Origin of the sequence: Nonomuraea candida (genome assembly GCF_000725485.1) — a bacterium.
Taxonomy (GTDB): domain Bacteria; phylum Actinomycetota; class Actinomycetes; order Streptosporangiales; family Streptosporangiaceae; genus Nonomuraea; species Nonomuraea candida.
Genome location: NZ_JOAG01000038.1, coordinates 48,519 through 74,938, shown reverse-complemented (window position 1 = coordinate 74,938; position 26,420 = coordinate 48,519). Strand labels below are relative to the sequence as shown.

General features: G+C 73.0%; 24 protein-coding genes. 12 read left to right on the top strand and 12 right to left on the bottom strand.

All coding sequences use genetic code 11. The features are described from left to right. The first annotated feature begins 215 nt into the window (after positions 1–215). Entirely contained in the window at positions 216–1,868 is a 1,653-nt protein-coding gene (locus IO39_RS59920) for an alpha/beta fold hydrolase (RefSeq protein ID WP_157549149.1), read from the top strand. Here the strand turns inward: IO39_RS59920 and IO39_RS32120 are convergent. The 3 genes from IO39_RS32120 to IO39_RS32110 all read right to left on the bottom strand — a co-directional run bounded on the left by IO39_RS32120 (position 1,804) and on the right by IO39_RS32110 (position 4,039). Then, positions 1,804–2,805: a MerR family transcriptional regulator gene (locus IO39_RS32120; RefSeq protein WP_043630879.1), complete on the bottom strand. Its 1,002-nt coding sequence runs from the start codon at positions 2,803–2,805 to the stop codon at positions 1,804–1,806. The genes IO39_RS59920 and IO39_RS32120 overlap by 65 nt on opposite strands. Positions 2,806–2,826: 21 nt before the next feature. Continuing rightward, positions 2,827–3,252: a pyridoxamine 5'-phosphate oxidase family protein gene (locus IO39_RS32115; protein ID WP_211267247.1), complete on the bottom strand. Its 426-nt coding sequence runs from the start codon at positions 3,250–3,252 to the stop codon at positions 2,827–2,829. A gap of 190 nt (positions 3,253–3,442) precedes the next feature. Next, entirely contained in the window at positions 3,443–4,039 is a 597-nt protein-coding gene (locus IO39_RS32110) for a TetR/AcrR family transcriptional regulator (protein WP_043630877.1), read from the bottom strand. 81 nt (positions 4,040–4,120) lie between these two features. Here IO39_RS32110 and IO39_RS32105 point away from each other — a divergent pair, with 81 nt between their 5' ends. Beyond that, complete coding sequence (locus tag IO39_RS32105; protein WP_043630876.1) at positions 4,121–5,569, top strand: amidase; 1,449 nt, start codon at positions 4,121–4,123, stop codon at positions 5,567–5,569. A 12-nt stretch (positions 5,570–5,581) separates the two neighbouring features. Here IO39_RS32105 and IO39_RS32100 read toward each other — a convergent pair whose 3' ends face one another. Then, positions 5,582–6,001, bottom strand: coding sequence for a winged helix-turn-helix transcriptional regulator (locus IO39_RS32100; RefSeq protein WP_043630875.1), 420 nt, complete (start codon positions 5,999–6,001; stop codon positions 5,582–5,584). Positions 6,002–6,109: 108 nt separating this feature from the next. On the opposite strand from IO39_RS32100, the gene IO39_RS32095 reads away from it, so the two are divergent. Together IO39_RS32095 and IO39_RS32090 are read left to right on the top strand one after the other, a co-directional pair. Beyond that, positions 6,110–6,790, top strand: coding sequence for an SDR family NAD(P)-dependent oxidoreductase (locus tag IO39_RS32095; RefSeq protein WP_043630872.1), 681 nt, complete (start codon positions 6,110–6,112; stop codon positions 6,788–6,790). 331 nt (positions 6,791–7,121) lie between these two features. Then, positions 7,122–8,639 (top strand): amidase, encoded by a 1,518-nt coding sequence (locus tag IO39_RS32090; RefSeq protein ID WP_052423629.1) that lies wholly within the window; start codon positions 7,122–7,124, stop codon positions 8,637–8,639. 33 nt (positions 8,640–8,672) lie between these two features. Here the strand turns inward: IO39_RS32090 and IO39_RS32085 are convergent, their stop codons facing one another. Then, the gene (locus IO39_RS32085) at positions 8,673–9,653 is read right to left on the bottom strand and encodes an aldo/keto reductase (protein WP_043630870.1); all 981 of its coding nucleotides are present in this window, start codon (positions 9,651–9,653) and stop codon (positions 8,673–8,675) included. Positions 9,654–9,975: 322 nt separating this feature from the next. Between IO39_RS32085 and IO39_RS32080 the strand changes: the two genes are divergently transcribed. From IO39_RS32080 to IO39_RS32070, 3 genes are all read left to right on the top strand, one after another. After that, entirely contained in the window at positions 9,976–10,848 is an 873-nt protein-coding gene (locus IO39_RS32080; protein ID WP_043630868.1) for an NmrA/HSCARG family protein, read from the top strand. A 208-nt stretch (positions 10,849–11,056) separates the two neighbouring features. Continuing rightward, positions 11,057–12,031, top strand: a complete 975-nt coding sequence (locus tag IO39_RS32075; RefSeq protein ID WP_084773837.1) for an LLM class flavin-dependent oxidoreductase — start codon at positions 11,057–11,059, stop codon at positions 12,029–12,031. A gap of 161 nt (positions 12,032–12,192) precedes the next feature. After that, positions 12,193–12,741, top strand: a complete 549-nt coding sequence (locus IO39_RS32070) for a phenolic acid decarboxylase (protein ID WP_052423628.1) — start codon at positions 12,193–12,195, stop codon at positions 12,739–12,741. Positions 12,742–13,254: 513 nt separating this feature from the next. Here the strand turns inward: IO39_RS32070 and IO39_RS32060 are convergent. Further along, entirely contained in the window at positions 13,255–14,577 is a 1,323-nt protein-coding gene (locus IO39_RS32060; RefSeq protein WP_043630863.1) for a M14 family zinc carboxypeptidase, read from the bottom strand. Positions 14,578–14,603: 26 nt separating this feature from the next. On the opposite strand from IO39_RS32060, the gene IO39_RS32055 reads away from it, so the two are divergent. After that, positions 14,604–15,218 (top strand): TetR/AcrR family transcriptional regulator, encoded by a 615-nt coding sequence (locus IO39_RS32055; protein ID WP_245642423.1) that lies wholly within the window; start codon positions 14,604–14,606, stop codon positions 15,216–15,218. A 187-nt stretch (positions 15,219–15,405) separates the two neighbouring features. Next, entirely contained in the window at positions 15,406–16,572 is a 1,167-nt protein-coding gene (locus IO39_RS32050) for an erythromycin esterase family protein (RefSeq protein WP_043630860.1), read from the top strand. Between the two features lie 15 nt (positions 16,573–16,587). Here the strand turns inward: IO39_RS32050 and IO39_RS32045 are convergent, their stop codons facing one another. From IO39_RS32045 to IO39_RS32020, 6 genes are all read right to left on the bottom strand, one after another. Beyond that, positions 16,588–17,292: an RDD family protein gene (locus IO39_RS32045; RefSeq protein WP_043630857.1), complete on the bottom strand. Its 705-nt coding sequence runs from the start codon at positions 17,290–17,292 to the stop codon at positions 16,588–16,590. Beyond that, positions 17,289–17,675 (bottom strand): PadR family transcriptional regulator, encoded by a 387-nt coding sequence (locus IO39_RS32040; protein ID WP_052423627.1) that lies wholly within the window; start codon positions 17,673–17,675, stop codon positions 17,289–17,291. The genes IO39_RS32045 and IO39_RS32040 overlap by 4 nt, the downstream gene beginning before the upstream one ends. Positions 17,676–17,748: 73 nt before the next feature. Beyond that, positions 17,749–20,121 (bottom strand): penicillin acylase family protein, encoded by a 2,373-nt coding sequence (locus tag IO39_RS32035; protein WP_043630855.1) that lies wholly within the window; start codon positions 20,119–20,121, stop codon positions 17,749–17,751. A 10-nt stretch (positions 20,122–20,131) separates the two neighbouring features. Further along, positions 20,132–22,480 (bottom strand): FtsX-like permease family protein, encoded by a 2,349-nt coding sequence (locus IO39_RS32030; RefSeq protein ID WP_043630853.1) that lies wholly within the window; start codon positions 22,478–22,480, stop codon positions 20,132–20,134. Then, positions 22,477–23,202 (bottom strand): ABC transporter ATP-binding protein, encoded by a 726-nt coding sequence (locus IO39_RS32025; protein ID WP_043630851.1) that lies wholly within the window; start codon positions 23,200–23,202, stop codon positions 22,477–22,479. The genes IO39_RS32030 and IO39_RS32025 overlap by 4 nt, the downstream gene beginning before the upstream one ends. Next, complete coding sequence (locus IO39_RS32020) at positions 23,199–23,726, bottom strand: PadR family transcriptional regulator (protein ID WP_043630849.1); 528 nt, start codon at positions 23,724–23,726, stop codon at positions 23,199–23,201. The genes IO39_RS32025 and IO39_RS32020 overlap by 4 nt, the downstream gene beginning before the upstream one ends. A 128-nt stretch (positions 23,727–23,854) precedes the next feature. Here IO39_RS32020 and IO39_RS32015 point away from each other — a divergent pair, with 128 nt between their 5' ends. The 3 genes from IO39_RS32015 to IO39_RS32005 all read left to right on the top strand — a co-directional run bounded on the left by IO39_RS32015 (position 23,855) and on the right by IO39_RS32005 (position 26,206). After that, positions 23,855–24,202 carry a YciI family protein gene (locus tag IO39_RS32015; protein WP_043630847.1) on the top strand — a complete coding sequence of 116 codons (348 nt, stop codon included), beginning with the start codon at positions 23,855–23,857 and terminating at the stop codon, positions 24,200–24,202. Between the two features lie 101 nt (positions 24,203–24,303). After that, positions 24,304–24,906: a TetR/AcrR family transcriptional regulator gene (locus IO39_RS32010; protein WP_052423626.1), complete on the top strand. Its 603-nt coding sequence runs from the start codon at positions 24,304–24,306 to the stop codon at positions 24,904–24,906. Further along, positions 24,899–26,206 (top strand): glycosyltransferase, encoded by a 1,308-nt coding sequence (locus IO39_RS32005; protein WP_043630845.1) that lies wholly within the window; start codon positions 24,899–24,901, stop codon positions 26,204–26,206. The genes IO39_RS32010 and IO39_RS32005 overlap by 8 nt, the downstream gene beginning before the upstream one ends. Positions 26,207–26,420 lie beyond the last annotated feature (214 nt).

Genomic DNA, 26,420 nt, shown 5'->3' with positions numbered 1-26,420 from the left:
GCCGGCGCGGCAGCGAAGCGCTGGCGGCACGGCCTGCCGGCCGTCGAGGAAGACCTGGCCCGCTCGGGCGGTCCGACGGCCGGTTCGTTGCTCCGCGCTCTGGCCCGGGCGGCGCACCTCCTCGCTCGCGCCGGGGTCCGAGGAGGAGTTGAGCGACGCTCTGGTGCTCCGATTGACCGGAGTACCAGAACTGGCGTCGATGGTGGACTCCTACCGTGCGACGCGGCCCGGCCGGCCAGGCCGATGAAACGGTTATGGCGGGGTTATGGGGATGGTCGCATGATCTTCAGGTCATCGGATCCGTCTCATCATTGATCACGAAGGATCGCATGAAGAGTCATATCGTGCTCGCAGCCATCTCGTCCCTGGCCGTCAGTCTGATCCCGGGAGGCGTCGCCAGTGCCGCCCGTACGCCGCCGACGATCAGTTGGGCGCCGTGCGCCGAGGACACGACCGCCGAATGCGGCACGCTGAAGGTGCCCATCGACTGGCGCACCCCCGGCGGCGCCACCGTCGAGGTGGCGGTGGCGCGGCGCAAGGCCGCCATTCCGGCCGCCCGGATCGGCTCCCTGGTCGTCAACCCCGGCGGGCCGGGGGGCTCCGGTGTCGACTTCGTGGTGCACGGCAGCAGTTACTTCAGCGCCGAGCTTCGCGGTCGCTTCGACATCGTCGGGTTCGACCCGCGCGGGGTGGGACGCAGCCACCCGGTGGTCTGCTCGGCGGCGCTGATGAGCGAACGTCCGCACCCGCTCATCCGGGACCAGGCGGACATGAACGCCTGGGTGTCGTTCAACCAGCGGCTGCGGGAGGACTGCCGAGCGCGCACCGGACCGCTGTACGACCACGTGAGCTCGCTGGACGTCGCACGCGACGTGGAGGCTCTGCGCGAGGCGCTGGGCGACGACAACCTCACCTACTACGGCGTTTCGCACGGCACCCTGATCGGCCAGGCCTACGCCGAGCGCTTCCCCGACAAGATCAGGGCACTCGCCCTCGACTCGAACTTCGACCACAGCGTGAACACCGCGAGCTACCTGAACACCACGGCCGCCCAGACCGCGGGGGCGTTCGACCGGTTCGTCAGCTGGTGTGAGACAACGGCGTCGTGCGCGCTGAACGGCAAGGACGTCCGAGCGTTCTGGAGAAGGCTCCTTGAGCGGGCCGACCTCGGGGAACTTCACGAGCCGGGCCGGCCGGACGTACCCCTGGGCCCCTACGAACTGGTGGACACGGCGTTCGCCGGACTCTACAACCCCAATTGGGCGGAACTCGCCCAGATGCTGGTGGCCATCGACACTGGCGAGTCGCAGCCGGCGGCGAGCGCCGGGAAGGACGAGGAGGTGAGGGTCAGTACGCCGGTGTTCTGCCAGGATTTCCACCTGCCGGTCGCCGACTACACGCAGTACGCCTCACTCCTGCGCCGGCAGGCGACGCAGGCCCGGGACATGAGGTACAGCGCCCGCGCTGGGCCGGATCGCCGGTTGCCTGGGGCAGCCCACGCCCATTCCCAACCCGCAGCACCGGCTGCGCGTGGACGCCACTCCCCCCATCCTGCTGGCCTCCTCGTCCCACGACCCCGCCACCGGCTATCCGTGGACCCTCAGCACGGCCAAGCAGATCGGCGCCGAGGCCCGCGTGCTCACCTACGAGGGCTCGGGGCACGGCGTGTACGGCCGGAGCGAATGCACCATCGGTGTGATCGACCGCTACCTGATCTCGCAGTCGATCCCGGACACCGGGGCCCGCTGCCCGGCGGCCGAATGACGAGCGCAGTGCCGTCACCGGCCGAAGTCCCCTCCGGTCCTACCCGGCGTCCTGATCCGGACGGCGCGGGGCGGTCTCCAGCGGGTGGTCCTTCAGCCAGGTGAGGACCTGCTGGGCGTGCTCGTTCGGTGGGAAGATCGGGTAGAAGACGTGCTCGATCTTTCCCGCCCGGATGATGAGCGTGTGGCGGCGGTAGAAGCGCCTGCCGCCGGCCTGGAACGTCGGCAGCCCCATGGTCGCGGCCAGCCGGAAGCCGGTGTCGGCGAGCATCGCGTACGGCAGCCGCAGCCGTTCCGCCACCTCGCGCAGGTAGCCGGCCTCCTGCAGGGACATCCCGTAGACGCCGGCCGCGCCGGCGGCGATGAGGTCCTCGTAGTGGTCGCGGAAGTCGCACGCCTCCGGGGTGCAGCCGCGCGCGCCGGGGATGTTGTCCCAGCCGTCGGGCAGGTCGGCGTCCGGAGTGCCGATCAGCGGGAAGACATAGATCACGTGACGGCCCTCCCCCAGCTCGTGGAGGCGTACGGTCTGCCCTGTGGTGCCGGCCAGTTCGATGGCCGGCACCGTCATGCCGGGCAGGTGAGCGGCCGCGCCGTCGTCCTCGGGCACCGGCAGGTTCGCCGGCAGTTCGTGCACGTCGGTCATGTCGGTCATATCGGTCGCCTCCAGGTCGTCTGGCTGTTGGGGGAAGTTGCGGGTCGCCGCATGACGCAGCCGCCGCACCAGCGCGGCTCTGCGTTCGGTGAGCGCGTCGATCCAGCCGGTCAGCTCATCGATGGCGGCCCGGTAGCCGGCCAGCGACGAGGGGCAGTCGTCGGCATGCGCATGGCCGACCTCGAGGCATTCGAGGAAGGGGCGGGTGCGCTCCACGGGGATGCCCAGCCGGTTGAGCTCGCGGATCTCGCGGACGCGCCGGACGTCCTCGGCCGAGTAGTCGCGGTAGCCGTTGCCGAGCCGGGCGGGAGCGAGCAGCCCCAGGGACTCGTAATAGCGGATCGCCTTCGTCGTCACTTGCGCATCGCGCGCGATTTCACTGATCTTCATCTGCATTCACCTGGGAGAACCCTAAACGTTGCCCCTGGGGGCAAGGTCAAGGGGCTTTCGGCCAACGGGGCCATCAAGCCAGGAGCCGTTGAGCATGAGGGTGCGGCCGCTGAACTCCGCCAGGGAATTCCAGGCCAGTATCCGCTCGGGGACGAGGCGGAGGTACAGGAACCTGTCCGGGGCATTGCGCGGGTCCGTCGACACCTTCGCGTACGCCTCGGCTGAGGCGACGTCGATGCCGGGCACGTCGAGCAGGACCGCGCAGGCATCGATCAGGACGACGTCGGCGGTGTCCCCGATCGCCAACCGCGCCGTCGGCCTCGCCCGCAGGTTCGAGACCGTGCGGCTGCGGCGAAAGGTCGCGGTGGTCAAGGCCGAGCCGTTCCAGACGTAGGCGACGGGGATCAGGTGCGCCCCGTGGCCGTCGCTCCCGGTGGCCAGCCACATGTGGAATCCGCTGCTCAGACGGTCAAGGGTGTCGGCTCGTCGCCGTGCCAGGTCACGTGCCGGCGGCAGGGTCGCCGGGGACTCGGGTACTTCTTCATGAGGGCTCACACCCTGAGGACGAACGGGCGGGGGACGGATTCGACACCGAGCCGGTCCGGGTTTCCCCGGCGGCCCTGGTGGGTGGAGCCGGCTACCGGTTCGCTCGATCCAGGATCCCTTCCACGATCCTCATCAGCCGCTCGCCCGGCTGGGCGATGCTTCCGTTGTGCGCGCTGACCTGCGCGCCTTCGAGGACGAAGGTGATCTCGGCTGCGGCCTGCTCGGGGTCGGGCAGCCCGGCCGCGGCGCACATGCCGACCAGCCTGCGGGTCTGGAGCGCCTTGTGCTCCTCGATCACCTGCCGGGCGGGGTGGGAGCGGTCGGGCAGCTCGGCGAGGGAGTTGATGAACGGGCAGCCCCGGTACGAGATCGCCGGCAACCCCTCGGCGATGAAGCGGGCCAGGGCCAGGATCTGCTCCCTGGGCCGGTCGGGATGCTCGGCTTCGGCCCGGTCGAAGGCCGCCTGGTAGTCGGCGGCGACGATCCGCAGCCACTCCGCGACCAGCGCGTCCTTGGTCGCGAAGTGCCGGTAGATCGCCATCTTGGTGGTCTCGGCCCGCTCGGCGATCGCCTGGACCCCCACCCGCCGGATCCCCTCGCTCTGGAAGAGCTCTTCCGCCGCGTCGAGGATGCGCTCGCGAGGCGGCAGTTTCGCCACCCTGCCCGGCCTTCTGACGGTCGCTGTCATGGCTGCTATGGTACCAGTCCGTTCCGAACGATACCGTTGGGTATCATCAGGGACCCAACGGTATCGTTTCGAGGAGAGACAGTGAGAGTGACCGAGTACGCGAGCTTCGACGCCCTCGGGCTCGCCGAGCTGGTGGCCAAGGGCGAGGTGAGCCCCGCCGAGCTCCAGGCGGCCGCACACGAGGCCGCGCGGGCGGTCAACCCGCGGATCAACGCCATCGTGGAGACCTGGGAGGCCGACGACGAGCCCGCCCCCGGCAGCACACCGCTGGCCGGAGTCCCCTTCCTGATCAAGGACATCGGCGTCTCCATGGCCGGCAGGCGCATGGAGCTGGGCAGCCGCCTGGCGGCCGGCAACGTCTCCGGCGCCGACTCCTTCCTGATGCGACGCTTCCGCCGGGCCGGCCTCGTGACGTTCGGGCGTACCACGACGCCGGAGATGGCCTACAGCAACACCACCGAACCGGTGCTGTACGGCGCGACCCGCAACCCCTGGGACCCGGGGCGCAGCGCGGGCGGGTCCAGCGGCGGCGCCGGCGCGGCCGTCGCCGCCGGGGTGGTCCCGATCGCGCACGCCACCGACGCCGCCGGCTCGCTCCGCATTCCCGCCTCCTGCAACGGCCTCTTCGGGCTCAAGCCCACCCGGGGCCGGGTCTCCGCGGGCCCCTACGCCGACGAGGTCTTCAACGGCCTGGCCGTGCACGGCAGCGTCAGCCGTACGGTGCGTGACAGCGCGGCCCTGCTCGACCAGATCCGCGGCCCGGAACCGGGCGACCCCTACTTCGCCCAGGAGCCGTCCCGGCCGTACGCGGAGGAGGTCACCCGCCACCCCGGCTCGCTCCGGATCGGCGTCCTCACCCAGGCGTGGGGCGGACACCGCACCACCGCCCCCGTGGCCGGCGCCCTCTCCCGCACCGCGCACCTGCTCGAATCCCTCGGCCACCGGGTCGAGGAGGTCGAGGTGGACCTCGGGGTGGACTGGGACGAGTTCGTCCAGGCCAGCGCCGATCAGTGGACGGCGAACCTGACGGCCTCGATCGACGAATTGGCCGCCGCCACGGGCCGGCCCATCGACTCCTCGACCCTGGAGCCGCCCGTCCTCGCCGGCTATCACTACGGGCGTGGGGTCAGCGGCGCCCGGTTCGTCGCCGCTCTGGCGATCCGCAACCGGATCGCGCGCAGCCTGGCACGCTCCTTCGACGCCCACGACCTGCTGCTCACGCCGACCCTGCCGGAGCTGCCGGTGCCCTTGGGCACCCATGCCGAGGCCGTGGCGGAACTGGACGGCCCCGGCTGGCTCCGCCGCCTCTTCGATCTCGCGCCGTTCACCACGCCGTTCAACGTGGCGGGCACGCCCGCCATGTCCGTGCCCCTGACGGCCGACCCCGGGACGGGCCTGCCGATCGGGATGCAGTTCGCCGCCGGGTACGGGCTCGAAGGCCTGCTCTTCCGCCTCGCCGGGCAACTCGAACAGGCAAGCCCGTGGGCGGACCGCACCCCCACGGTGTGGGCAGGAGATCAGGCCGTCTAGCGGTGCACGGTCTCAGGGCGTGGTGGCGGTGCGGGCCCGGTGCTCGCGGATCTGGCCGTGGTGGTCGGCGACCCAGGTGATCAGCGGTGTGACGATGTGGTGGAGGCTGCGGCCCAGGGGGGTGAGGGCGTACTCCACCCGCGGCGGCACCTCCGCGTAGGCGGTCCGGGTCACCAAGCCGTCCTGCTGGAGCTGGCGCACGGTAAGGGTGAGCATCCGCTGCGAGATGCCGGGGACGTCGCGCCGCAGGTCGGTGTAGCGCAGCGGGCCGGCCTCGAGCGCGGCGATCACCAGCAGGCTCCACTTGTCCCCGACGCGGTCCAGCACCTGGCGGACGAAGTCCAGCTGCTCGGCGGGGATGCCGGCGCACGGCCCTCGGTCTGCTGCGGCACCTGGCCGGGCTGCGGCACCTGACCGGGCTGCGGCGTCCATGGGCACATTCCCTTCCGGTACGCACATCAATGTGCCTTTTGTACGGGCTTCCATACTGGTCCATCATGGCGTTACGCACAAAAAGTAGGAATTGGAGGAGATTCCGCTATGCCCACTCTCGCCATCGTCGGCGCCGGCTCCGGCATGGGCCTGGCCATCGCCCGCACCTTCGGCGCCCGCGGCTTCGACGTCGCGCTGATCGCCCGTACCAAGGAGAAGCTGGAAACGCTGGTCGCCCAGCTCGGCCAGGAAGGCGTCACGGCCGCCGCGTTCCCCGCCGACATCCTCGACCGCGCCTCGCTGACCGATGCCCTGGACGCGGCCGGGGTCCGCTTCGGCGGCATCGACGTGCTGGAGTACTCGCCGGCCCCGCACTCCCCGGTGCCCGGCCTCACCCTGGCCACCCCCTCGGAGGTCACCGTGGACAACCTGCAGCCGATGATCGAGTACGCCTTCTACGGCGCCGTCACGGCGGCCCGGGCGGTGCTGCCCGCGATGCGCGCGGCGGGCGCCGGGACCCTGCTGTTCACCGCCGGCGGCGGCTCCGTGGACCCGGTGCCGATGTTCGGCAACGCCAACCCGGCCCAAGCGGCTCTGCGCAACTGGGTGATCAACCTGAACAAGGAGCTGGCCGGCACCGGCGTGCACGCCGCCCACGTGGTGATCAACGTGTGGATCGGCGGGGGCGGCCCGGAAGGCAGCCCGGCGGCCACGCCCGAGCAGATCGCTCCCCTGTACTGGGACCTGCACGAGAAGCGCGACCGCTCCGAGGCCGTCTTCAACGCCTGACGACCGGAACTCCGGTGGCTCCGGCCGGTCGGCAGGCACTCTCGATAGTGGTTCGCTGGACAATTCCCGCGTTTTGTGGCCAGCGGCCGAGCGAATAGCCGGGGGCCGAAGGAATAGGTGCCGAGAACTGAGATGTCCATCTCGTTGCGCGAGGCGGCATTTCATGCCCTCACCGGCGGAGTAGATTCGCCGACAACCCCTCTGACCTGGGGTTGAGCAGCCTGGACGGCAATGTGAGCGCGTCACCTCAAAGAGCGAGCGCGGTCGTTTCGGCTTTCCGGCGGATGCGTGCGGGACCGGCATTTCCGGCAGGCCGTTAAGGTCGGCTCCCATGGAATGGAGTTTTCAGTCGGCCGAAGACCTCGCGGCCGCAATGCGTGCCGGTGAAGTGAGCGCGGCGGAACTGACCGACGAGGCGATCGCCCGTATCGAGCGGGACGACAAGGCGATCAACGCGATCTGCGTGCCGGACTTCGACCGGGCGCGGGCCGCCGCGCGGGATGCCGACCGGGCGCGCGCCCGGGGTGAGGACCGGCCGCTGCTCGGCGTCCCGGTGACGGTCAAGGAGTCCTACGACGTCGCCGGGCTGCCCACGACCTGGGGCCTGCCGCCGCACCGGAACCACATGCCGGCCGAGGACGCGGTACAGGTGTCGCGGCTCAAGGCCGCGGGCGCGGTGGTGCTCGGCAAGACCAACGTGCCCTTGGGGCTGCAGGACATCCAGAGTTTCAACGAGATCTACGGCACCACTCACAACCCGTGGGATCACGACCGCACGGCGGGCGGATCCTCTGGCGGGTCGGCGGCGGCCCTGGCGTCCGGGTTCGGGGCGCTGTCCATCGGCTCCGACCTCGCCGGTTCGCTGCGCACCCCCGCGCATTTCTGCGGCGTCTACGCGCACAAGCCAACGCTCGGGCTGGCGGCGACCCGCGGCATGGTCGCGCCGCCGGCCCCGCCACTGCCGGTCGACCTCGACCTCGCCGTCGTCGGCCCGATGGCGCGCACCGCCCGCGACCTCACGCTCCTGCTCGACGTCATGGCCGGGCCGGACCCGCTGACGCACGGCAAGGCGTACGACCTGGCGCTGCCGCCCGCCCGCCACGAGCGGCTCCGCGACTTCCGGGTCCTGGTCCTCGACGACCATCCGCTCATTCCGGCCGGGTCCGCCGTGCGGGCGGGCGTGAACCGGGTGGCCGAGGCGCTCGCCGGCGGCGGCGCCCGCGTCGAACGGCACAGCCCGCTGCTGCCCGATCTGGCCGAAGCCGCGAGGCTCTACATGGAGCTGCTGATCTCGGGCGCCGTTGCGCGTTTCCCGTTGGATTCGTACGAGGAGCTGCGGGCCCGCGCCGCCGGGCTGAGCGCGGACGACCGGAGCCTTGACTCCGTGCGGCAGCGCGCCATGGTGTTCAGCCACCGCGACTGGATGGAGGCGAACCACCGCCGCGAGGTCCACCGCCACGGCTGGCGGCGGCTGTTCGCCGGGTTCGACGCCGTGGTGTGCCCGATCACGCCGACGCCCGCGTTCCCGCACGACCACACCCCCAATCCGCTGGAACGGCGCATCGACATCGACGGCGTCGCGTACCCGTACTTCGACCAGCTCGTCTGGGCCGGCCTGGCCACCATGCCCGGCCTGCCCGCCACCGCCGTACCGGCGGGCCGATCCTCCGAGGGCCTGCCGGTGGGGGTGCAGCTCATCGGCCCGATGTTCGAGGACCGCACCCCGCTGTGGCTGGCCGAACTGCTCGAACAGCAGCTCGGCGGCTTCCACCCGCCGCGACAGAGCACCTTGCCGGGCCGAGGACGGGTGACCCCGCCGGCGAGGACCGGGCCGATCACGCTGACGTGAGCGGGGCCGGGGCCGGAGCGCGGTGGGCGCCGGTCAGATCCAGGTGGGCAGGGCCTGCTCGGCGTAGCGGGCGCCGAAGCCGCCGGCGGGCAGGATCTCGGCGACGGCGTCCAGGTCGGCCTTGGTGAGGGTCAGGTCGGCGGCGGCGGCGTTCTCCGCCATCCGCTCGGGGCTGCGGGTGCCGGGGATGGGCACGATGTCCTCGCCCTGCGCGAGGATCCAGGCCAGCGCGAGCTGGGACACGGTCGCGCCCTTGGACGCGGCCAGCTCGGCCAGTTTCCGGACGGCCTCGGCGTTCTTCTCGAAGTTGCCCGGCTGCCATCGCGGGTCGGAGTTGCGCATGTCGGTGGAGTCGTACTGGCCGGCGGGCCTGGCAGTGCCGGTGATGAAGCCGCGGCCCAGCGGCGAGTAGGCGACGAGCCCGATGCCCAGCTCGCGCAGCACCGGGAACAGCTGCTCGACGTCCCGCTCGAACAGCGAGTACTCGGTCTGCAGGACGGAGACCGGCTGGACGGCGTGCGCCCTGCGGATCGTCTGCGGCCCGGCCTCCGACAGGCCGAAGTGTCTGACCTTGCCCGCGTCGATCAGCTCCTTGACGGTGCCGGCGACGTCCTCGATCGGCACGGCGGGGTCCACGCGGTGCTGGTAGAGCACGTCGAGGTGGTCGACGCCGAGGTGGCGCAGGCTGTCGTCGGCGACCTTGCGGATGTTGTCGGGGCGGCTGTTCAGGCCGGCGATCCGCCCGCCGGCCAGGTCGAAGCCGAACTTGGTGGCCAGGACGACCTCGTCACGGAAGTCCTTGACCGCCTTGCCGACGAGGATCTCGTTGGAGCCGGTGCCCAGGCCGTAGAGCTCGGCGGTGTCGAAGAAGGTGACGCCCAGCTCGTGGGCGCGGCGGATGGCGGCGATGCCCGCCTCCTCGTCGCCGGGCCCGTAGGCCATGGTCAGGCCCATCGCGCCGTAGCCGATGGCCGAGACGGTCAGGCCCTGGCGGCCCAGGGTGCGCTGCTGCATGGCGGATCCCTCCACAGAAGCAGAACCAAACGGTTTGGTATTGACGTTCCTCACCCTACTCTCCCCTTCCGCCTGACCAAACCGAACGGTTCGGATCGAGGAGGGCGAGAGCCGCGCCCCCGCTGCTCCGGCGCCTGCCGGCGCCTGGCCAGCCGGGTGAGGAGGCGCTCGGGCCGCCGGCGCGTTCAGGCTGTTCCCGCTTGACCTCAACTGCGGTTGACGTTCCAGAATCGCTGGCGGCGAGCGATGTGACCGGGGCGGGCCGGTCGTAACCCGCCCGCACGTCCTGATCGAATCTCATCGCAACCGTGGAGAAGGTGTCATGGCCAAAGTCGTCGTCATAGGCGCTACCGGCAATCAGGGAGGCGCGGTCGCCGACCTGCTTCTGGAGCGCGGTCACGAGGTGGTGGCGTACGTCCGCTCGGAGGAGTCGCCGGCCGCGAAGGCGCTGCGAACCCGGGGATCGCGGCTCGCCACCGGCGACCTGTCCGATCCCGACGCGCTCCGGCGTGCCTGCACGGGCGCCGACGCGGTTTTCGGCCTGTCGGTGCCGTTCGGCGAGGGCGGCAAGGATGCGGAGGTCGCGCAGGGACGCCTGCTCGTCGACACCGCCGCCCGCCTCGACGTCCACCTGGTGTACTCCTCCGTACGGGGCGGCGACCGGCTCGCGGCCACCGATATCGACCACGCCGACAGCAAGCAGCTCATCGAGGCCTATCTGCGCGAGCGGCCGGTGCGCGCAACGGTGCTCGGCCCGGTGTACTTCATGGAGAATGTGCTCAACCTCGGCTTCAGCCGGCTCGGTGACGGCATGCTCGTCAACCCGCTGACTCCCGGCAAACCGCTCGACCAGGTGAGCGTCTTGGACATCGCCGGCATGGCCGTACATGCCGTCGAGAACCCCGGCGAACTCGTCGGCGAGCGGATCGACATCGCCTCCGATCGCGTCACCGGGCAGGAAGCGGCCCGGATACTGAGCGAAGTGCTCGGCCGGGAGATCCCCTACCAGCAGATGCCGCTCGACATGGTGCGGCAGTGGGCCGGCGAGGAGGTGGCCGCGATGTTCGAGAACTTCGAGAACACCACCGACTTCCTTGACATCGAGACTCTGCATGCCAGATACCCCACCGTGCGCTGGCACAGCTACGCCGAGTGGGCCAAGACGGTGGACTGGGACAAGATCCTCGCAGGCTGACCAGCCCGCATCGGGAGGGGGCCGACCTCCGCTCCACGCGCCGCCCGACATCGCCGGGCACTTCGCCAGAGTGCTTGATGCGGTCGCCACCACGCTTCAAGAGACGTGCGACGCGCCGGCGGTGAAGGGAAGGGTTGCAGTTCGTGCCGCGAACTAATATGGTTCGTTGCGCGAACTGAAGCCCCTTGTTCTCGGCTGGAGAGTCATCATGAGTCGTCAATCGCCCACCCCCGGCGGCCAGGCCGAGCCGGTCTCCGCGCACGATGCGGGCAGCACCGCGTCCACGCCCGGCGTCGTGTTCGGTTTCGGGGCGCACTCCCGTTTCGACGACCTGCCCGCGCTGCTGCGCCTGGTGCGGCAGGCCGACCAGGACGGGCTCGACCTGTTCTCGCTGTCGGACCACCCCTACCTCGGTGAGCGGCTGGACGCCTACACCGCCCTCGGCTTCCTGCTGGGCGGCACGCGGCACATCGCGGGCCTGGTCAACGTCACCAACCTGCCGACCAGGCCCGCCCCCATGCTGGCCCGGACGGTGACGTCGTTGTCGGCGCTGTCAGGCGGCCGGGTCGTGCTCGGCATGGGCGCGGGCGGGCTGTGGGACCGCATCACCGACATGGGCGTGCCTCGCCAGACGCCCGGGGAGGCCGTGGAGGCGTTCGAGGAGGCGATCGTGCTGATCAAGAAGCTGTCGGGCGGCGGCCCGCCGGTCACCCATCAGGGCCGCCACTACCGGGTGCGCCAGATCGACCCCGCCCCCGTGGCCGCGCCCTCCGTGTGGACCGGGTCGAACGGCCCCAAGTCGCTGGCCGCCACCGGCCGGGTCGCCGACGGCTGGATCCCCGGCCACGCGGCCGACTGGCGCAGCGAACGCTACCGGACCTCGCGGCCGATCATCGACCGGGCCGCGGCCGAGGCGGGCCGCGACCCGCGCGAGATCCGTACGATCTACAACTTCCCCGGCCGCATCACCGACCGGCCCCTGCCCGCCACCCGGGACCGGGACGGACGCTGGGTCGGCGGCTCCGCCGCGCAATGGGTCGAGGAGCTGACCGGGGCCGTGCTGGAGCACGGCGCCTCGGGCTTCATCCTCTTCGCCACCGACCATGGGGCGTCCGACCTCACCACGCTGGCCCGCTGGGCACAGGAGGTCGTCCCGTCCGTACGGGAGGCGATCGCGAAATAGCGCGGCCGCGGGAGGTCCGGCGACCAGCCCCGGACACCGTGCGTAACCGTCCGTGGCGAGGGTAGCTCCGTGGCGTGATCGGAGTGCGCGGCCAGGCGCGGAACGACGGGCCCGGGGCGACGGCCGCGCGGGGCGGCGCAGACGAGGCGAGGAGAGAGACCATGACCGTTCCGGCCGCCGCCCGGCCCGGGGCGCCGCAGTTCGAGCCGCCGCAGCACCTCGACGGCCTCGTCGGCACGCACGTCATCTACACGTACGCCAACGGCTGGCAGTACGAGCTGTACGTCCGCAACGAACGGGCCTGCGACTACCGCATCCACCACGGGCTGGTGGGCGGCCGGTGGGTGAAGAACCAGGACGCGCACATGACGCGGATCGACGACGGCACGTACAAGATCGACTGGCACGAGCCGACCGGCACCTGCGTCAGCCTGCTGCTCGACCTGCCCCGCCGCCTGGTGCACGGCACGATCTTCTTCCCGCAGTGGATCGGCGGCGAAGGGCAGCACCCGGAGCGGACCATCTGCTTCCAGAACGACTTCGTCCACGACATGCGGGCCTTCCGGGACGCCGGCCCGGCCTATCCCTATGTGATCATCGCCGAGTTCGCCAGGATCACCTACGTCGAGCAGTGCGGCCGTGACAACGAATCGGTCATCGACGCCGCGCCGGGCCAGCTTCCCCCCGGCTACACCGACCGCACCAATTGACGCCGGGCTCCCGCTCTCACTCGGTGACGGTCCTGGGGTCGGGCGCCTTGATCGACACCTTGGCGCCCCAGCCGGCGTAGCGGGTGTCGACGATGATGGTGCTGCCCTCGAAGTCCTCGGAGTTCTCGGAGACACCCTTGGCGGTGAACGAGCTCCACAGCCTGCTGACCAGGCCGTTCGAGCCGAGCGTCAGCTTGTAGGAGACCTCGGTGTCCGAGGCCCAGGAGCGCAGGTCGGAGCGGGAGAACCAGGCCGACACCTGGCGCAGGTCCCTGAAGGTGATCGTGCCGGTGACCGTGTTGCCGCTCCTGCCGCCCTTCTTGAGCAACGCCGACAGCGTGGCGGGCTCGGTGGGGTTGAGCACCTGGTCGTACTCGCTGGGCATGCCGCCGCCGCCCGCCACCTTGAGCCACGTCTTGCCCTTGGGCAGCTCTCCGGCCAGGGCGCCGGAGTAGTACGTGGCCTTGCCGTCGTAGACGGTGCGGTCCTTCGTGCCGTCCGCGCTGCCTTCGGTCAGCGTGCCGTCCGTGCCGCCAGGTGGTGGGCGGCGGTCAGGACGGCGCCCAGCTGGACGGCGGCCGACCTGCGCGGCTCGACCGGCCGGCCGGGCGGGTCCGCCTCGGCCTGGCCGTACCACGTCTCGAACTGCGCGGCGAGCAGCCGTCGCCGCTCGCGGATGGCCGGCGTCAGGTTGCCGGCGGCGATCTCCGCGTCGAGCAGGCGCAGGAACGTCCCGAGCAGGCGCAGCCGCATCAGGTGCAGCAGCTGGCGGTGGCCGAACTCCTCGGCGACCGTGGCCGGGCGGCCGGGGTCGGGCAGAGGCTCCTCCTCCAGTTCGCCGAGCCTGCGGTAGGTCTCCAGCGTGTTCTCGGTCGAGCGGCGGAACGGCGAGCGCACGCTCAGGTCGGCGGCGACGGCGCGCATGCCCGCCTCGATCGTGCCGATCAGCTCGCGCCGGGCCGCCGCCCCCTCGGCGAGGACCTGCCCGTAGGCGCGGCCGGCGGGGCTCCGGTCGGCCACGCGGACGTCGGCCCAGGCCGGCACCTCGGTGACCAGATGCAGCGCGCCGAACGCGGCCGCGTAGTCGGCGCTGCTGCCGCCCGCGCCGAAGGCCCTGCCCACCCGCGACCCGGGCGGGGTCAGGTGGACGGCGGGGACGATCGGTGCGGCGCCGGGCAACTCCGGCTCGCCATGGTGCAGCGGGAGACCTTCCAGACCGGGCAGGGCGGCCAGCCGCCGCGCCAGCGCCGCATCGTGGCGGTTGAGGTAGAAGAACGCGCCCTGGTACTCGCCGTTGTGCAGGGAGCAGACCAGCGACGGGCGCACCTCGTCCATGAGGCGCATCAGCGCCCGCGTCTCCGGCAGCGGGCGGTCGAAGCGGTAGCCGGCCGTGGCCAGGGGGAAGGTCCATTCGACCTGGTCGGCCAGGTCGGGGCGGTAGAAGTGCGTGGCGTAGGCGCGGCGGTCGGCCGGTCTGCCGTACCAGCCCTCGTTCAGCCGGGCGCCGTCCGGGTCCGCGCAGGCCACGATGTGCCAGCGAAGGCCCAGCTCCGCCCGGAGCGCGGGCTCCTCGCAGAGCAGGTCGAGCAGCGCGAGGACGGTCAGGGAGCCGACGGGCTCGTTGGGGTGCGGCCCGGCGATGACCACCGCGTCCGCCGGCCCCTCGCCGACCGTGACGGCGTGCAGCGGCTCGCCCAGCCGCGAGGTCCCGATGCGCCGCGACCGGACCAGGCCGGGGCGGGCGGCCGCCCGCTCCCGCAGCTCGGCCTGGAGCGCGTCGACGGAGGGGAACGCGGCACGGCGGGGAACCCGGCCCAGGTATTCGGCAACATTCATAATGAGATTACGGTAATAATCGGATTATGAGAATGACAAGGGCCGAGGCCAAGGAGCATAACCGGCGGGCCCTGCTGGCCGCCGCGCGCCTGATCGTCGCCCGCGACGGCCACCGGGCCAGGCTGGAGGAGATCGCCGAGCGGGCCGGCCTGACCACCGGCGCCGTCTACTCGCTGTTCGGCAGCAAGAACGGCCTGCTCGTCGCCCTGGTCACCGACTGCCTCGGCCCCCACTACGACGGCGTCGAGCAGGCCGTCCCCGCCGGCATGGGCCTCGCCGAGGCGGTGGAGGTCTTCGCCCGCCACTACCGCCGCCTGTGCGACGACCCCGACGCGTTGCGCCACCTGTCGTTCGAGATCAGCCTGCAGGATCTGGCGCTGCGTGACCCCGAGCTGGCGCCCAGGCTGGCCGCCTCCGTCCGGGCGCACGAAGAACGCCTGGCCGCGCTGCTGTCCGGCAGGCTCCATGACGGGCACGCGCTGACCGCGCGCCAGGCGCGACGCCTGGCCACGGCGCTGCGCGCGCTCCTGGTCGGCCTCAGCCAAGGTGTCGTCCTCGGTCTCACCGAGAACGCCCCCGGCGACTACTTCGCCGCCTCCGCCCGCGCCCTGATCACCCCGGACGTCCTCGGCCCGCCCTGACCCGGTCCTGGGCGCGACGGCGCAAGCGCAGGAGACGCACACCGGCAGGTGACGGCCGGGCCGGCAGGGCGCCGGCTCTTCCCGGCCGACCGCCCGGTCATAAACCCACGTTTGAAAGTCCGGCGCGGCGAATCAGGGAGCTGGTCGGCAAAGTTTACATCGGAGGTTCAACGATACCGTTGAGGGCATGGACATCAAGGACATGGCCCGTCCGCTCGACGGTGCGGGCGTCTCGGCGTTTCTCCGGGCGCTGCCCGCCCGGCCCCTGCTGCTCGGGCTGGGCGAGGCCAGGCACTTCGTGGAGGAGCTGGGCGAGGTGCGCAACGAGATCTTCCGGCACCTGGTCGAGCACGAGGGCTACCGGTCGTTCGCGATCGAGAGCGACTGCCTCATGGGGCTGGTGGTGGACGACTACCTCGCGACGGGCAAGGGCGCGCTCGACGACGTCATGGAGCGCGGTTTCAGCCACCGGTTCGGGGAGTCGGCGGCCAACCGGGAGCTCGTGCGCTGGATGCGGGCGTACAACGAGGAGCACGAGGAGAAGCTGAGGTTCTTCGGGTTCGACGGCCCGCTGGAGTACTGGGCGGCCAGCCCGCGCCAGGCGCTCACCGCCCTGCACGCGCTCCTCGACGGCCCGCTCCCCTGCACCCTGGAGACCCTCGACACGCTGCTCGGCCCGGACGAGCGGTGGTCCGACGAGGCGGCGGCGATGGATCCGGCCCGGTCGATCGGCCGGTCGGAGGAGGCGCAGCGGCTGCGCGTGATCGCCGACGACCTGGTGGCGCTGCTGGAGACGCAGGCGCCGCGGCTGAGCGCGGCCGACAGGGAACGGGCCGAACTGTACGCGCGCACCGCCGTCGGCCTGCTCCGCTACCACCACGGGATGGCCGACGACTCCCCCGCCCGGTGGAGCCGGCTGTCGGCCCTGCGGGACGCGATGATGGCCGCGAACCTGCGTGCCGTCGCCGAGCACGGCCCGGCCCTGGTCTTTTCCTCCAACCTCCACCTGCAGCGCGGCAGGAGCTCCATGGCCTTCGGCGACCAGGTGCTGGAGTGGTGGAGCGCGGGCGCGCTCACCGCGACCCACCTGGGCGACCGGTACGCCTTCCTGGCCTCGGCCCTCGGCACGGCCGGCGAGGACGTCCCGGCCCCGGACACCGTCGAGGGCGTCCTGTCCACGCTCCCGTGGGAGCACGCCCTGGTCGACGCCCGCCGCCTGGCCGGGGCCGTCGCCGATGCCGCTCCGCGCGTCTCGCGCGACTTCGCCTATTTCCCGCTGGACCCGGCCGGGCTCGCCGCCATCGACGGCGTCGTCTTCCTCAGGCGGGCCGTCAGGCTGCGCAAGGTGGGCTGACGGCGGCAGCGGGGCTCAACGGGCCGCCCGCACGACCTTGGTCTCGGTCAGGTGGTCGAGCACCCGGCGCCGGTCCCCCCACACGACGGGCAGCCAGTCCAGCCAGGCGGCCGGTCCCAGCACCAGGCTGAGCCGGCGTACGACGCCGCTGACCGGGTGGACGCGCAGCCCCGCCTCGGTCACGACGCGCAGCCGCATCAGGCGCTTGCCCGGGGTGGCGCCGGTCCACGCCTCCACCAGGCCCAGCCCGACGATCGACCAGAGCAGGGCGAGCGGCACGCCGAGGCTGTAGAGGAGCCCCGCGTAGTCGTAGACGTCGGCGTCGCAGTGCACGGGCCCGACGCTCACGCACCCTTCGCCGATCTCGAAGTACAGGAAGGGCGGGAACGCCAGCGCGAAGCCGCTCCCCAGCTCGGCGATCCGGAAGACGCCCCGCACCAGCATCGCGATCGTGACGCCGGCGAGCGGCAGGTTGTCGATCACGACCGCGACCAGCCGCGCGTCCATGGGGGCGGGCGGCGCGGCGCGTAAGTCGGCGAAGGTGGCCGCGGCCTCCTTCGGCGGGCCGAGCCGGCTCAGGGCGTGGTCCAGCTCGCCCGCCTCGGCCGCGTCGGACAGGTGCGCGCCGAGCTCCGCCTTCGCCCTGTCCCGCGCCGGGCCCATGAGGTGGCGCCCGACCCGCTCGGTGTAATCGTCGATGATCTCTTGCTCGTTGCTCATTCCCGCACCTCACCAAGTGCGTCGAGGAGCTGTCGCATGCCGTCGACCAGGCCGCTCCATTCCGTGCGCAGCATGGTGAGGTAGGTGCGACCCTCCGGAGTGATGACGTAGTACTTGCGCGGCCTGGCCCGCCCCTCCACTTCCCAGGTGGCCAGGATGTGGCCGGAGTCCTCCAGCCGGTGCAGCAGCGGATAGAGCGTGCCCTCCTTGACCTCCAGGACTCCCTCGCCCGTTTCCCGCAGCACTTTCAGCAGCTCGTAGCCGTATCGGCGGCGTACGCCGAGAACGGACAGCACGGCCAGCTCGGTCGTGCCGCGGGCCAGCTCGCGGCGCAGGCGAGCGATCGCCGCCGATCCCGGTGGCGCCTCGGTGTCCTCGGACATGACACCACAGTACGACCCGATACCTTGCGCGACAAGGCATCGGGTCGTACTGTGCTCGGCGGCTCGGCCGGGTTCACCGCAAGGACGTGGTCGTCAGCCCGGGATACGCCCTGATCTCGGCCTCGGCGAACCGCCCCGTCACCCACTGGCCGCGCGCGAACAGCTCGGTCTGGTCGGTGTGGTGCGGCGAGGCGGCGTTGGCCGACAGCGAGTACGTCAGCACGGTCCGGGCCCGCGGCCCGGCCGGCGTCAGCTCCACGGCCATCAGGAAGCTGGAGCCGGTGCCGACGTCCGGATAGCGGCCGTCCTCGCCCAGCTCGCCACCGGTGCGGATGCGGTCGAAGCAGCCCTCCCCCTCGGTGCAGCCCGGCACCGGGACGCCGCCGTACCGCTGGGCCTGCCCCGGCGTGAGCGTCAGCGGCAGGTCGTTGGCCGTGAAGAAGCGCACGGCGTCGGCCAGCGCGGTCGCCACGATCGGGTTGGCGGCGTCGAGCCCGCGCGGCGTGGTGAGCGGCCGCTCGGCCTCGAACGGCGCCTTCCACCAGGGCTTCGGCGGGGCGACCGCGCCGTCGGCCCGCCGGTGCGGGCGGTGCAGGCCCAGGAAGAACTCCCGCCACAGGATCGCGCCGCGGCTGTCCAGGCCGGCCCGCCCGTCCCAGGCCGCCAGCACCGCGCAGGCCCGGCGGACGTCGACCTGCGCGCCGTCGCTCGCCGTCATCACGGGCTCGGCCCGGCACAGCGCCCGCAGGCCGGGGCGGAGCAGCTCGGCGCTCAGGTTGCGCTTGCCGGTGGCCGTGCGCTGCAGGGTCTCCAGCGTGAAGCCGGGCTCGCCGAGCCCGTCGTCGCCGGACAGCCGCCGGGCGATCATGTCGAGACCGACCCGGGTGCGCAGGTCCCGTTCGGTACGGGTGTCGCCGAAGACGCGCGGATAGCCGGTGAGCGGCGCCTCCGGGTTGGTCAGCCAGGGGTCGGCGTTGGCGTTGGCCACGTAGTCGGCGCGGGTCAGGCGGGGCTGCGCGGCGGGGCCGAAGATGCCCGGCACGATCGCGTCCGCGTCCCTGCCCCACAGGCAGTCCGAGGTGGAGCCGTCCAGGACGAGCGGCTCGGGGCCGTCCTGGACGCGGCAGCGCCGGGCCCGCTCGTCGGTGACGTGCGGGACGACCGAGGCGTCGGCGAAGTACGCCCGGCCGCCGGCGTCCGCGGCGAGCGTGTAGACGAAGGGCATGCCCTGGTGGGTCTCCTGCGCCCGGCGCAGCCCGGCCAGGTCGCGGGCGGCGCCCATGGCCAGCCATTCGTCGGCGAAGCGCAGCTGGGCGGCGTTGGCGTCGGCCAGGGCGATCGCCGTCCGGTCCGTCCAGCCGGTGGCCAGCACGGGGCCGTACCGGGAGGTGTAGAGGGTGGTGGTGACGGCGCGGGTCGCGCCGCCGGCGTCCCTGACGGTGACCGGCACCTCCTGCCGGCCCATCGGCTCGGGCCGGCCGTCCACCAGGTACGCGGTGCGCTGCCCCGGCGCCAGCTCCAGCCGGTACAGGGTGAAGCGCTGGGCGTGGGAGACCGTGTGCGTCCAGGCCAGGCTCGCGTTGTGGCCGATCTGGACCATGGGGGTGCCGTACAGGCTGCCGCCGGACACGTCGAGCACGCCGGGGATGGTCAGGTGGACCTGGTAGAAGCGGCAGCTGCCGTTCCACGGGAAGTGCGGGTCGGCCAGCAGCATGCCATGGCCGCCGCGGGTGGCCTCGCGGCCCAGGGCGAAGGCGTTGCTGCCGGGGGCGGGGACCGTCCTGGCCGCGGCCCTCCTGGACGGCCGGCCCGGCCCGTCCCCGTCCGGGTTCTCCCGCGCCTGCCCGGAGGCGGCGATGGCCTCCTTGAACGAGGAGCTGCCGCCCATGCGGCCCAGGTCGAGCAGGTTCGTCCAGACGTCCGTGGCCGTGATGGGGCCGACCCACGCCTTGCCCCGGCAGGCCGGGTCGGGCAGCCGGGCCACGCCCGTCTCGCTCAGGTAGCGGTTGAACCCGGCGACGTAGCCGTCCACGAGCGCGCGCAGCCGCGCGCTGGGGCCGTGCGGCGCGGGGCGGACCAGCACCCGGCGCAGCACGCCCGAGGCCTGGATGCTCTTGTAGTAGACGTCGCTGGCCAGGTTGGGGATCGGGTCGATGGCGTCGTCCGACATCGCCTCCGCGCCGAAGTGGCGGGACCGCTCGCCGCGCAGGGTGAGCGCCCAGGAGGCCATGACGCAGAGGTTGTCCTGCGCGAAGGCGTAGCCGTAGCCGTAGCCGAGACCGCCGTGGTCCTTGGCCAGGATGTGCGGGATGCCGTACTCGGTGCGCCTGATGTCGGCGGCGTAGCGGCCGGCGGCGGCCTGCGCCGGCGCGGGCGCCACCAGGAGGGCGCCGGCCAGGGCGGCCACGAGCGGCGCGGCGAGCCGCCGGGCCCAGGTCACGATCATCGAGTGTGTCCTATTCGAAGCGGGCGTGGTCGGGTGAGGTCACGCGCTTGAGCAGCGGCAGGCCGGCGAGGATCACCAGCAGGGCGGCCAGCAGCCCGCCGCCGACGGTCAGGAAGTAGACGGGGCCCGGCAGCGCCGGCGGCGCGCTCTTGATGGCGAGCTGGTCGATCACCGGCCCGGCCACACCGAACCCGGCGGCCGCCGCCACGACGGCGGCCAGCAGCACGGGGGCCGCCGTCTCCAGCAGCACCACCCTGGACAGGGTCCGGGTGGGCGTGCCGCACAGCCGCAGCAGCGTGAACGGCTGCCTGCGCTCGACCACGCCGCCGGCCACCGCCACCAGCAGGCCGCACCCGGCCACCAGCAGGGTCAGCGCGACGATGGCCAGCGCCACCCGCTCCCCCTGCTCCAGCAGCACCGCGCGGGTGCGGGCGACCTCGGCGAACGTCTGCGGCGTCTCGGCGCTGCCGGAGCGGGCGACGTACGGGGTGAGCAGGGTGCGGATCCGCTCCCGGACGGCCGGGTCGTCCGCCCGGATCAGCACCGCCGCCAGGGGCAGCCCGGCCCGGGCGTCCTTCCCGGGGGCGCCGGCGGCCGGGCTGTCGGAGCCGGCGGGGTTGCCGGGAGCAGCGTGGCTGTCGGGGCCGGCGGGGCTGTCCGGGCCCACGACCGGGAGGTTGCGGTCGATGGAGAGCAGGTTGTCGCCGGAGAGCAGCCGGTTGAAGTCGGCCGTCACCGCCCGGGCGCCCTCCGGGCACCGGCCGAGCGCCGGGAAGCCGGCCAGGGCGGCGCACTCGACCACGTGCCCGAGCAGGAAGTCGAGCCGGCAGCCGGGGCCCGGATCGCACGGCGGCGGCCCGTCGGGCGGGGGCGGCGTATCGGGCCTGCGGTAGATCGGCAGCACGGTGGCGCCGGGCCGGGCGCGCAGGTCGGCGAGCAGCTCGCCGGCCGTGGCGGGCGGCAGGGGCAGGCCGCCGGCGGCGTCGGCGTACCCGAACGAGGCCCGCATGACCCCGCTCAGCGTGCCGCCGCCCGCCGCGTCCTGGCCCGAGACGACGGCGGGGACGATGCCGGCGACGGCCGTGCCGATGAAGACCGCCAGCACGATGCCGTTCACCGAGCGGAAGGCGCCCTTCGGGTCGGCCGCCAGCCGCTGCGCGGCCAGCAGCGTCGCCGCGCCGGACGTGACCCGGGCGGTCAGCCGGGCGGCCAGCAGCGTCAGCCACGGCCCGGCCACCACCAGGCCGGCCATGATCAGGACCAGGCCGGCGTCGACGAGCAGCGCGTCGGGGTCGTCTCCGCCGGCGAACGCCGGGCCCGCGAACAGCCCCAGCCCCGCCAGCAGCGGGAGCACCCGCCACCAGCCCGGGGTGGAGGCCCGCACCCTGCGCGCCGCGCCGAGCGGCGTGATCCGCACCCGGCGCAGCGACCACAGGGCGGCGCCGGCGGCGGCGAGCGGCACGCCCGCGACCACGGCGGCGTACTGCGGCGCGGTGGGCGCGACCACGTCGGGGAAGAAGCGGGAGCCGGTGACGGCGACGCCGGCCACGGCCGGCCGCAGCGCCTGGAAGAGCGCGATGCCGGCCAGCGCGCCCAGCAGCGCGCCGAGCGCCGCGTCCACCGAGGCGATCACGTTGATCTGGCGCGCGGTGGCGCCCGCCAGCCTGATCGCCGCGAAGCGCGCCTCGCGGCGGGCGGCGGCCAGGCGCGTGGCCGTGCCGACGAGGACGACCAGCGGGAAGATCAGGCCGATGGCGGCGATGCCGAAGCCGTGCTCGTACAGGGCCGTGGTGTCGTCCGTGGCGGGGGTGGTGGCGACGGTGTCGACGGCCGCCGTGCCGGCCAGCGCGGCCAGCTCGCCGGGGGTGTGGCCGACGACGGCGACCAGGTCGTCGGGGCCGGCCAGCGCCGCCCGCCCGACCAGGCCGGCGCGGTCGCCGGGGAAGCGGGCGGCGAGCTGCTCGCGCGGCACGGCGTCCATCAGCGCGGCGAGCGCGGGCGAGACGTAGTGCCGGCCCGCGCCGGGCAGCGCGGCAAGGCCGGGCAGGGCCGGCGCGGGCGTGCCCGCGTCGAGGACGGCGACGTCGAGCCGCTTGATCGGGCGGCCCGCGTAGGAGTCCTGGCGGTAGTTCCACAACACCGCGCCCGGGGTGGCGCCCAGGGCCCAGCCGCCGGGCGCGGAGCCGGTCGTGCACTCCCAGCACGGGCGGCCCGCGGTGGCCTGGAAGGCGTTGAACAGCGACACGGTGGACAGCAGCACCGCCACCCCCAGGGCGACGGCGCAGCCGACGAGCACCAGCCGGACGGCCGCCTCCCGGCCGCCGCGCAGCGCCAGCCGCAGGCCCAGCCACAGCGTCATCGGACGGCCCCGGCGGCATAGGGGTCGGTGGCGTAAGGGTCGGTGACCTTGCCGTCGCGCACCATGACCTCCCGGTCGGCGCAGGCGGCGACGCGGGCGTCGTGGGTCACCACGATCACGGTCGTGCCCTCCTGGCGGGCCAGGCCGACGAGCAGCTCCATGACCTTCTCGCCGGTGAGCGAGTCGAGCGCGCCGGTGGGCTCGTCCGCGAAGATCACCTTGGGGCGCGTCACCAGCGCCCTGGCGATCGCCACCCGCTGCGCCTGCCCGCCGGACAGCTCGCCGGTGCGCCGCCCGCTCAGCTCCGCCAGCTCCAGCCGGCGCAGGAGCTCGGCCGCGCGCCGGTAGGCCGGCTTGCGCCGGGCCTTGCCTAGCAGCAGCGGCAGGGCGACGTTGTCGGCGGCCGTGAGCTCGGGCACGAGCTGGCCGAACTGGAAGACGAAGCCGAACGCGGTGCGGCGCAGCTCGGAGCGCCTGGCGTCGCTCAGCAGGTCCAGCCGCCGCCCGTCGAACCAGACCTCGCCCGCGTCGGGCGTGAAGATGCCCGCCAGGCAGTGCAGCAGCGTGGACTTGCCGGAGCCGCTCGGGCCCATGATCGCCAGCACCTCTCCCGCCGTCACGGCCAGGCTCGCCGCGCGCAGCGCCTGCGTGCGGCCGTAGGAGCGGTCGATGGAACGGGCCTCCAGCAGCGGGCCCGGCACGGGCAGGGCGTCGACGGTCATGGCTGCCGCACCATTTCCGCCAGCGCGCCCAGCCGGGCCGTGGTCACGTCGATCCAGCGCAGGTCCGCCTCCAGGTGGAACAGGGCGTGGTCGGCCAGCAGGGTGTCCACGAGGGCGCCGCCGCGCTTGATCTCCGACAGCTCGCGCATGCGCCGCATGTGCGTGGCGCGCTGGGTGTCGAGGTAGCCCTGCGCGTCGTGGCCCAGCATCAGGGCCAGCACGACCTTCGTGAACAGCACCGTCTGCAGGAACGGCTCGGCCGCCACGGGCTCGGCCAGCCACGCCTCCACCTCCTGCTTGCCGAGGGTGGTGATGGCGTAGCGCTTGCGGTCGGGGCCGTCGCCCGGCTCGCTCTGGCCGGCCGTGACCTTGCCGTCCCTGGCCAGGCGGCCGAGCGTGGAGTAGACCTGCCCGAAGGGGAGCGGCCTGCCCCTGCCGAAGTAGGTGTCGTAGGCGCGTTTCAGGTCGTAGCCGTAGCTGGGCTCGCGGTCCAGGAGGCCCAGCAGGGCCAGGGGGACTGTCATGGACGATCACTATATACCCGAGGTATACGCTCGATGTATAGAAGGCCGCGGGGTGACGGGGACCCGGTCCTTCCGGGCGGCGCCCGTTCGTCGTACCTGTGAGGCGTGTGCCAGAAGGAGGAGGAACGATGAAGGTCGCACTGCTGCTGTTCGACGCCGAGGGGTACTGGGACTCGGTCTCGGAGGAGGAGATGGGGGCGGCGCTGGCCGAGCACGCGGCGTTCGCCCGATACCTGCGGGAGCGGGGCGTGGCGTTCTCGGGAGAGGCGTTCAAGCCGGCGAAGGAGGCCAGGTCGCTGCGGGCCGGCACGGACGGGCCGGTGGCGGCCGACGGGCCGTTCGTGCCGCTGCGCCAGGACCTGGCCGGGTTCTACCTGGTGGAATGCGCGGATCTCGACGAGGCGGAGGAGATCGCGCGGCGCTGCCCGATGGGCGCGGGCATCGAGATCCGCCCGGTCTGGGAGGCGGACGGCTGACCCGCCCCACCGGCGGGCCGGCGGACGGACGCCGCCGCCCGGGCGCCGGGTGGCGGCGTTTTCGCTTGACTTGCGACTCAAATGAATATAACTATGACTCCATGGAAAAGGAGGCCAGGCGTCCGTACCGGATGGGCGCTCGGGCCGCGGCCATGGAGGCCACCCGTAATCGCGTGATGGCGGCAGCGGCCGCGTTGTGGACGCGGCGCTGGTACGACGACGTCACGCTGCAGCACATCGCCGACGAGGCGGGCGTCTCCGTGCAGACGGTCGTCAACCACTTCGGCGGCAAGGAAGAGCTGGCCGACGCCCTCGCCGACGTGGCGGCCTCGCAAGCGGCGCTCAACCGCCAGGCGCCCACCGGCGACGTGGCGGCGATCGTGGCCGTGCTGTTCGAGGACTACGAGCGGCACGGTGACGCCAACGCGCTCTACACCGCGCAGATCGACCGGGTCCCCGCGTTCGCCCGGGCGGCCGCGCACGCGCGCGTCCAGCACCGGGCCTGGCTGGAGCAGGTCTTCGCCGACCGGCTCCCGGCCGCCGGCCCCGAGCGCGAGCACGCCCTGCACCTGCACTACGCCGCCACCGACATCTACCTGTGGAAGTTGTGGCGGCGCGACCTCGGCCTGTCGCGCCAGGAGGCCGAACGCGCCATGCGCGACCTGCTGACCTCGATCGACCCCCGAAAGAGACACGATGCGTAAGAACTTCCTGTTCGCCACCTGGTCCGGCGGCGGAGCGGTGCCCCCCGTGCTGTCGGTCGCCCGTGCGCTGCTCGAACGCGGCCACGACGTCCGGGTGCTGGCCGACAGGTCCCTGCACGACGAGGTCACCGCCGTCGGCGCGGAGCCGATCGCCTGGACCACGGCCCCCCAGGGCGACTCCGCCGACCCGGCCAAGGACGTCATCAAGGACTTCGAGGCCCGCACGCCGATCGGCGCGTTCACCCGGCTGCGCGACCGCATCGTCTGCGGGCCCGCGGCCGACTACGCCCGCGACACGCTGGCCGAGCTGCGGGCCCGCCCGGCCGACGTGGTGGTCGCCGAGCACATGCTGCTCGGCGTGCTCACCGCCGCCGAGGCGGCGGGGGTTCCCACGGCCTCGCTGGTGACGACGCTCTACCCGTTCCCGACCCCGGGAGCGCCGCCGCCCGGTCTCGGCCTCGCCCCCGCCACCGGCGTGCTGGGGCGGCTGCGCGACCGGATGCTGCTCCCGATGATGAGCAGGCCCTGGGTGAAGGGGCTGCCCGCGCTCAACGCGGCCCGCGCCGCGCACGGCCTGCCGCCGCTGACGTCGGTGATGGACGCGTTCGACCGGGCCGACCGGCTGCTCGTGCTCTCCCCCCGGGTGCTCGACCACCCCGGCCGGCGCTTCCCCGAGCGGCTGCGCCACATCGGCGCCCGCCTCGACGACCCGGCCTGGGCCGGGGAACGCGAGCTGGAGCTGCCGGAAGGTGACGCGCCGCTGGTGCTGGTCAGCCTGAGCTCGTCGTTCATGGACCAGGGCGCCGTGCTGCAGCGCATCGCCGACGCGCTCGGGCCGCTGCCCGTACGCGCGCTCCTGACCACCGGCCCGGCCGTGGCCCCGGCGAGCATCCGCGCGCCCGGCAACGTCCTGGTCGTCGCGGCCGCGCCGCACAACGTCGCGCTGCGCCACGCCGCCGTGACCGTCACGCACGCCGGCCACGGGACGGCCGTCAAGTCCCTGGCCGCCGGGGTCCCCCTGGTGTGCGTGCCGCTCGGGCGCGACCAGACTGAGGTGGCCCGGCACGTCGAGTTCGCCGGGGCCGGGGTCATGGTCGGCAAGAGCGCCTCGCCCCGGGTCATCGGCCGCGCGGTGGAGCGGGTCCTGCACGACGCGTCCTTCCGGCGGGAGGCGCAGCGGCTGGCCACCGAGATCGCCGCCGAGGCGACCCCCGACCGGGCGGTCATCGAGCTGGAGGCCCTCGCCGAGGGCGCCTCCGGACGGGACACGACCGGACCGTCCCGCACCCTGTCCACCTGACCGCGTCCACCTGACCGCGTCCACCTGACCGCGTCCACCTGACCGCGTCCACCTGACCGCGTCCACCTGACCGCGTCCACCTGGCCGCGTCCACCTGGCCGCGTCCACCTGGCCGCGTCCACCTGGCCGCGTCCACCTGGCCGCACCCGCCGAATAGCCGGAAACCGCTCCTGCGCGTCCGGGCTCCTGCCTACTCTGGTCTCGACGATCAGTG

What these genes read in the sequence shown, in the direction of transcription:
- IO39_RS32120 (WP_043630879.1), bottom strand. Translation starts at nt 2,805, where the DNA reads ATGAAGATCAGTGAAATCGCGCGCGATGCGCAAGTGACGACGAAGGCG.
- IO39_RS32115 (WP_211267247.1), bottom strand. Translation starts at nt 3,252, where the DNA reads ATGTGGCTGGCCACCGGGAGCGACGGCCACGGGGCGCACCTGATCCCC.
- IO39_RS32110 (WP_043630877.1), bottom strand. Translation starts at nt 4,039, where the DNA reads ATGACAGCGACCGTCAGAAGGCCGGGCAGGGTGGCGAAACTGCCGCCT.
- IO39_RS32100 (WP_043630875.1), bottom strand. Translation starts at nt 6,001, where the DNA reads ATGGACGCCGCAGCCCGGTCAGGTGCCGCAGCCCGGCCAGGTGCCGCA.
- IO39_RS32095 (WP_043630872.1), top strand. Translation starts at nt 6,110, where the DNA reads ATGCCCACTCTCGCCATCGTCGGCGCCGGCTCCGGCATGGGCCTGGCC.
- IO39_RS32090 (WP_052423629.1), top strand. Translation starts at nt 7,122, where the DNA reads ATGGAATGGAGTTTTCAGTCGGCCGAAGACCTCGCGGCCGCAATGCGT.
- IO39_RS32085 (WP_043630870.1), bottom strand. Translation starts at nt 9,653, where the DNA reads ATGCAGCAGCGCACCCTGGGCCGCCAGGGCCTGACCGTCTCGGCCATC.
- IO39_RS32080 (WP_043630868.1), top strand. Translation starts at nt 9,976, where the DNA reads ATGGCCAAAGTCGTCGTCATAGGCGCTACCGGCAATCAGGGAGGCGCG.
- IO39_RS32075 (WP_084773837.1), top strand. Translation starts at nt 11,057, where the DNA reads ATGAGTCGTCAATCGCCCACCCCCGGCGGCCAGGCCGAGCCGGTCTCC.
- IO39_RS32070 (WP_052423628.1), top strand. Translation starts at nt 12,193, where the DNA reads ATGACCGTTCCGGCCGCCGCCCGGCCCGGGGCGCCGCAGTTCGAGCCG.
- IO39_RS32060 (WP_043630863.1), bottom strand. Translation starts at nt 14,577, where the DNA reads ATGAATGTTGCCGAATACCTGGGCCGGGTTCCCCGCCGTGCCGCGTTC.
- IO39_RS32055 (WP_245642423.1), top strand. Translation starts at nt 14,604, where the DNA reads ATGAGAATGACAAGGGCCGAGGCCAAGGAGCATAACCGGCGGGCCCTG.
- IO39_RS32050 (WP_043630860.1), top strand. Translation starts at nt 15,406, where the DNA reads ATGGACATCAAGGACATGGCCCGTCCGCTCGACGGTGCGGGCGTCTCG.
- IO39_RS32045 (WP_043630857.1), bottom strand. Translation starts at nt 17,292, where the DNA reads ATGAGCAACGAGCAAGAGATCATCGACGATTACACCGAGCGGGTCGGG.
- IO39_RS32040 (WP_052423627.1), bottom strand. Translation starts at nt 17,675, where the DNA reads ATGTCCGAGGACACCGAGGCGCCACCGGGATCGGCGGCGATCGCTCGC.
- IO39_RS32035 (WP_043630855.1), bottom strand. Translation starts at nt 20,121, where the DNA reads ATGATCGTGACCTGGGCCCGGCGGCTCGCCGCGCCGCTCGTGGCCGCC.
- IO39_RS32030 (WP_043630853.1), bottom strand. Translation starts at nt 22,480, where the DNA reads ATGACGCTGTGGCTGGGCCTGCGGCTGGCGCTGCGCGGCGGCCGGGAG.
- IO39_RS32025 (WP_043630851.1), bottom strand. Translation starts at nt 23,202, where the DNA reads ATGACCGTCGACGCCCTGCCCGTGCCGGGCCCGCTGCTGGAGGCCCGT.
- IO39_RS32020 (WP_043630849.1), bottom strand. Translation starts at nt 23,726, where the DNA reads ATGACAGTCCCCCTGGCCCTGCTGGGCCTCCTGGACCGCGAGCCCAGC.
- IO39_RS32015 (WP_043630847.1), top strand. Translation starts at nt 23,855, where the DNA reads ATGAAGGTCGCACTGCTGCTGTTCGACGCCGAGGGGTACTGGGACTCG.
- IO39_RS32010 (WP_052423626.1), top strand. Translation starts at nt 24,304, where the DNA reads ATGGAAAAGGAGGCCAGGCGTCCGTACCGGATGGGCGCTCGGGCCGCG.
- IO39_RS32005 (WP_043630845.1), top strand. Translation starts at nt 24,899, where the DNA reads ATGCGTAAGAACTTCCTGTTCGCCACCTGGTCCGGCGGCGGAGCGGTG.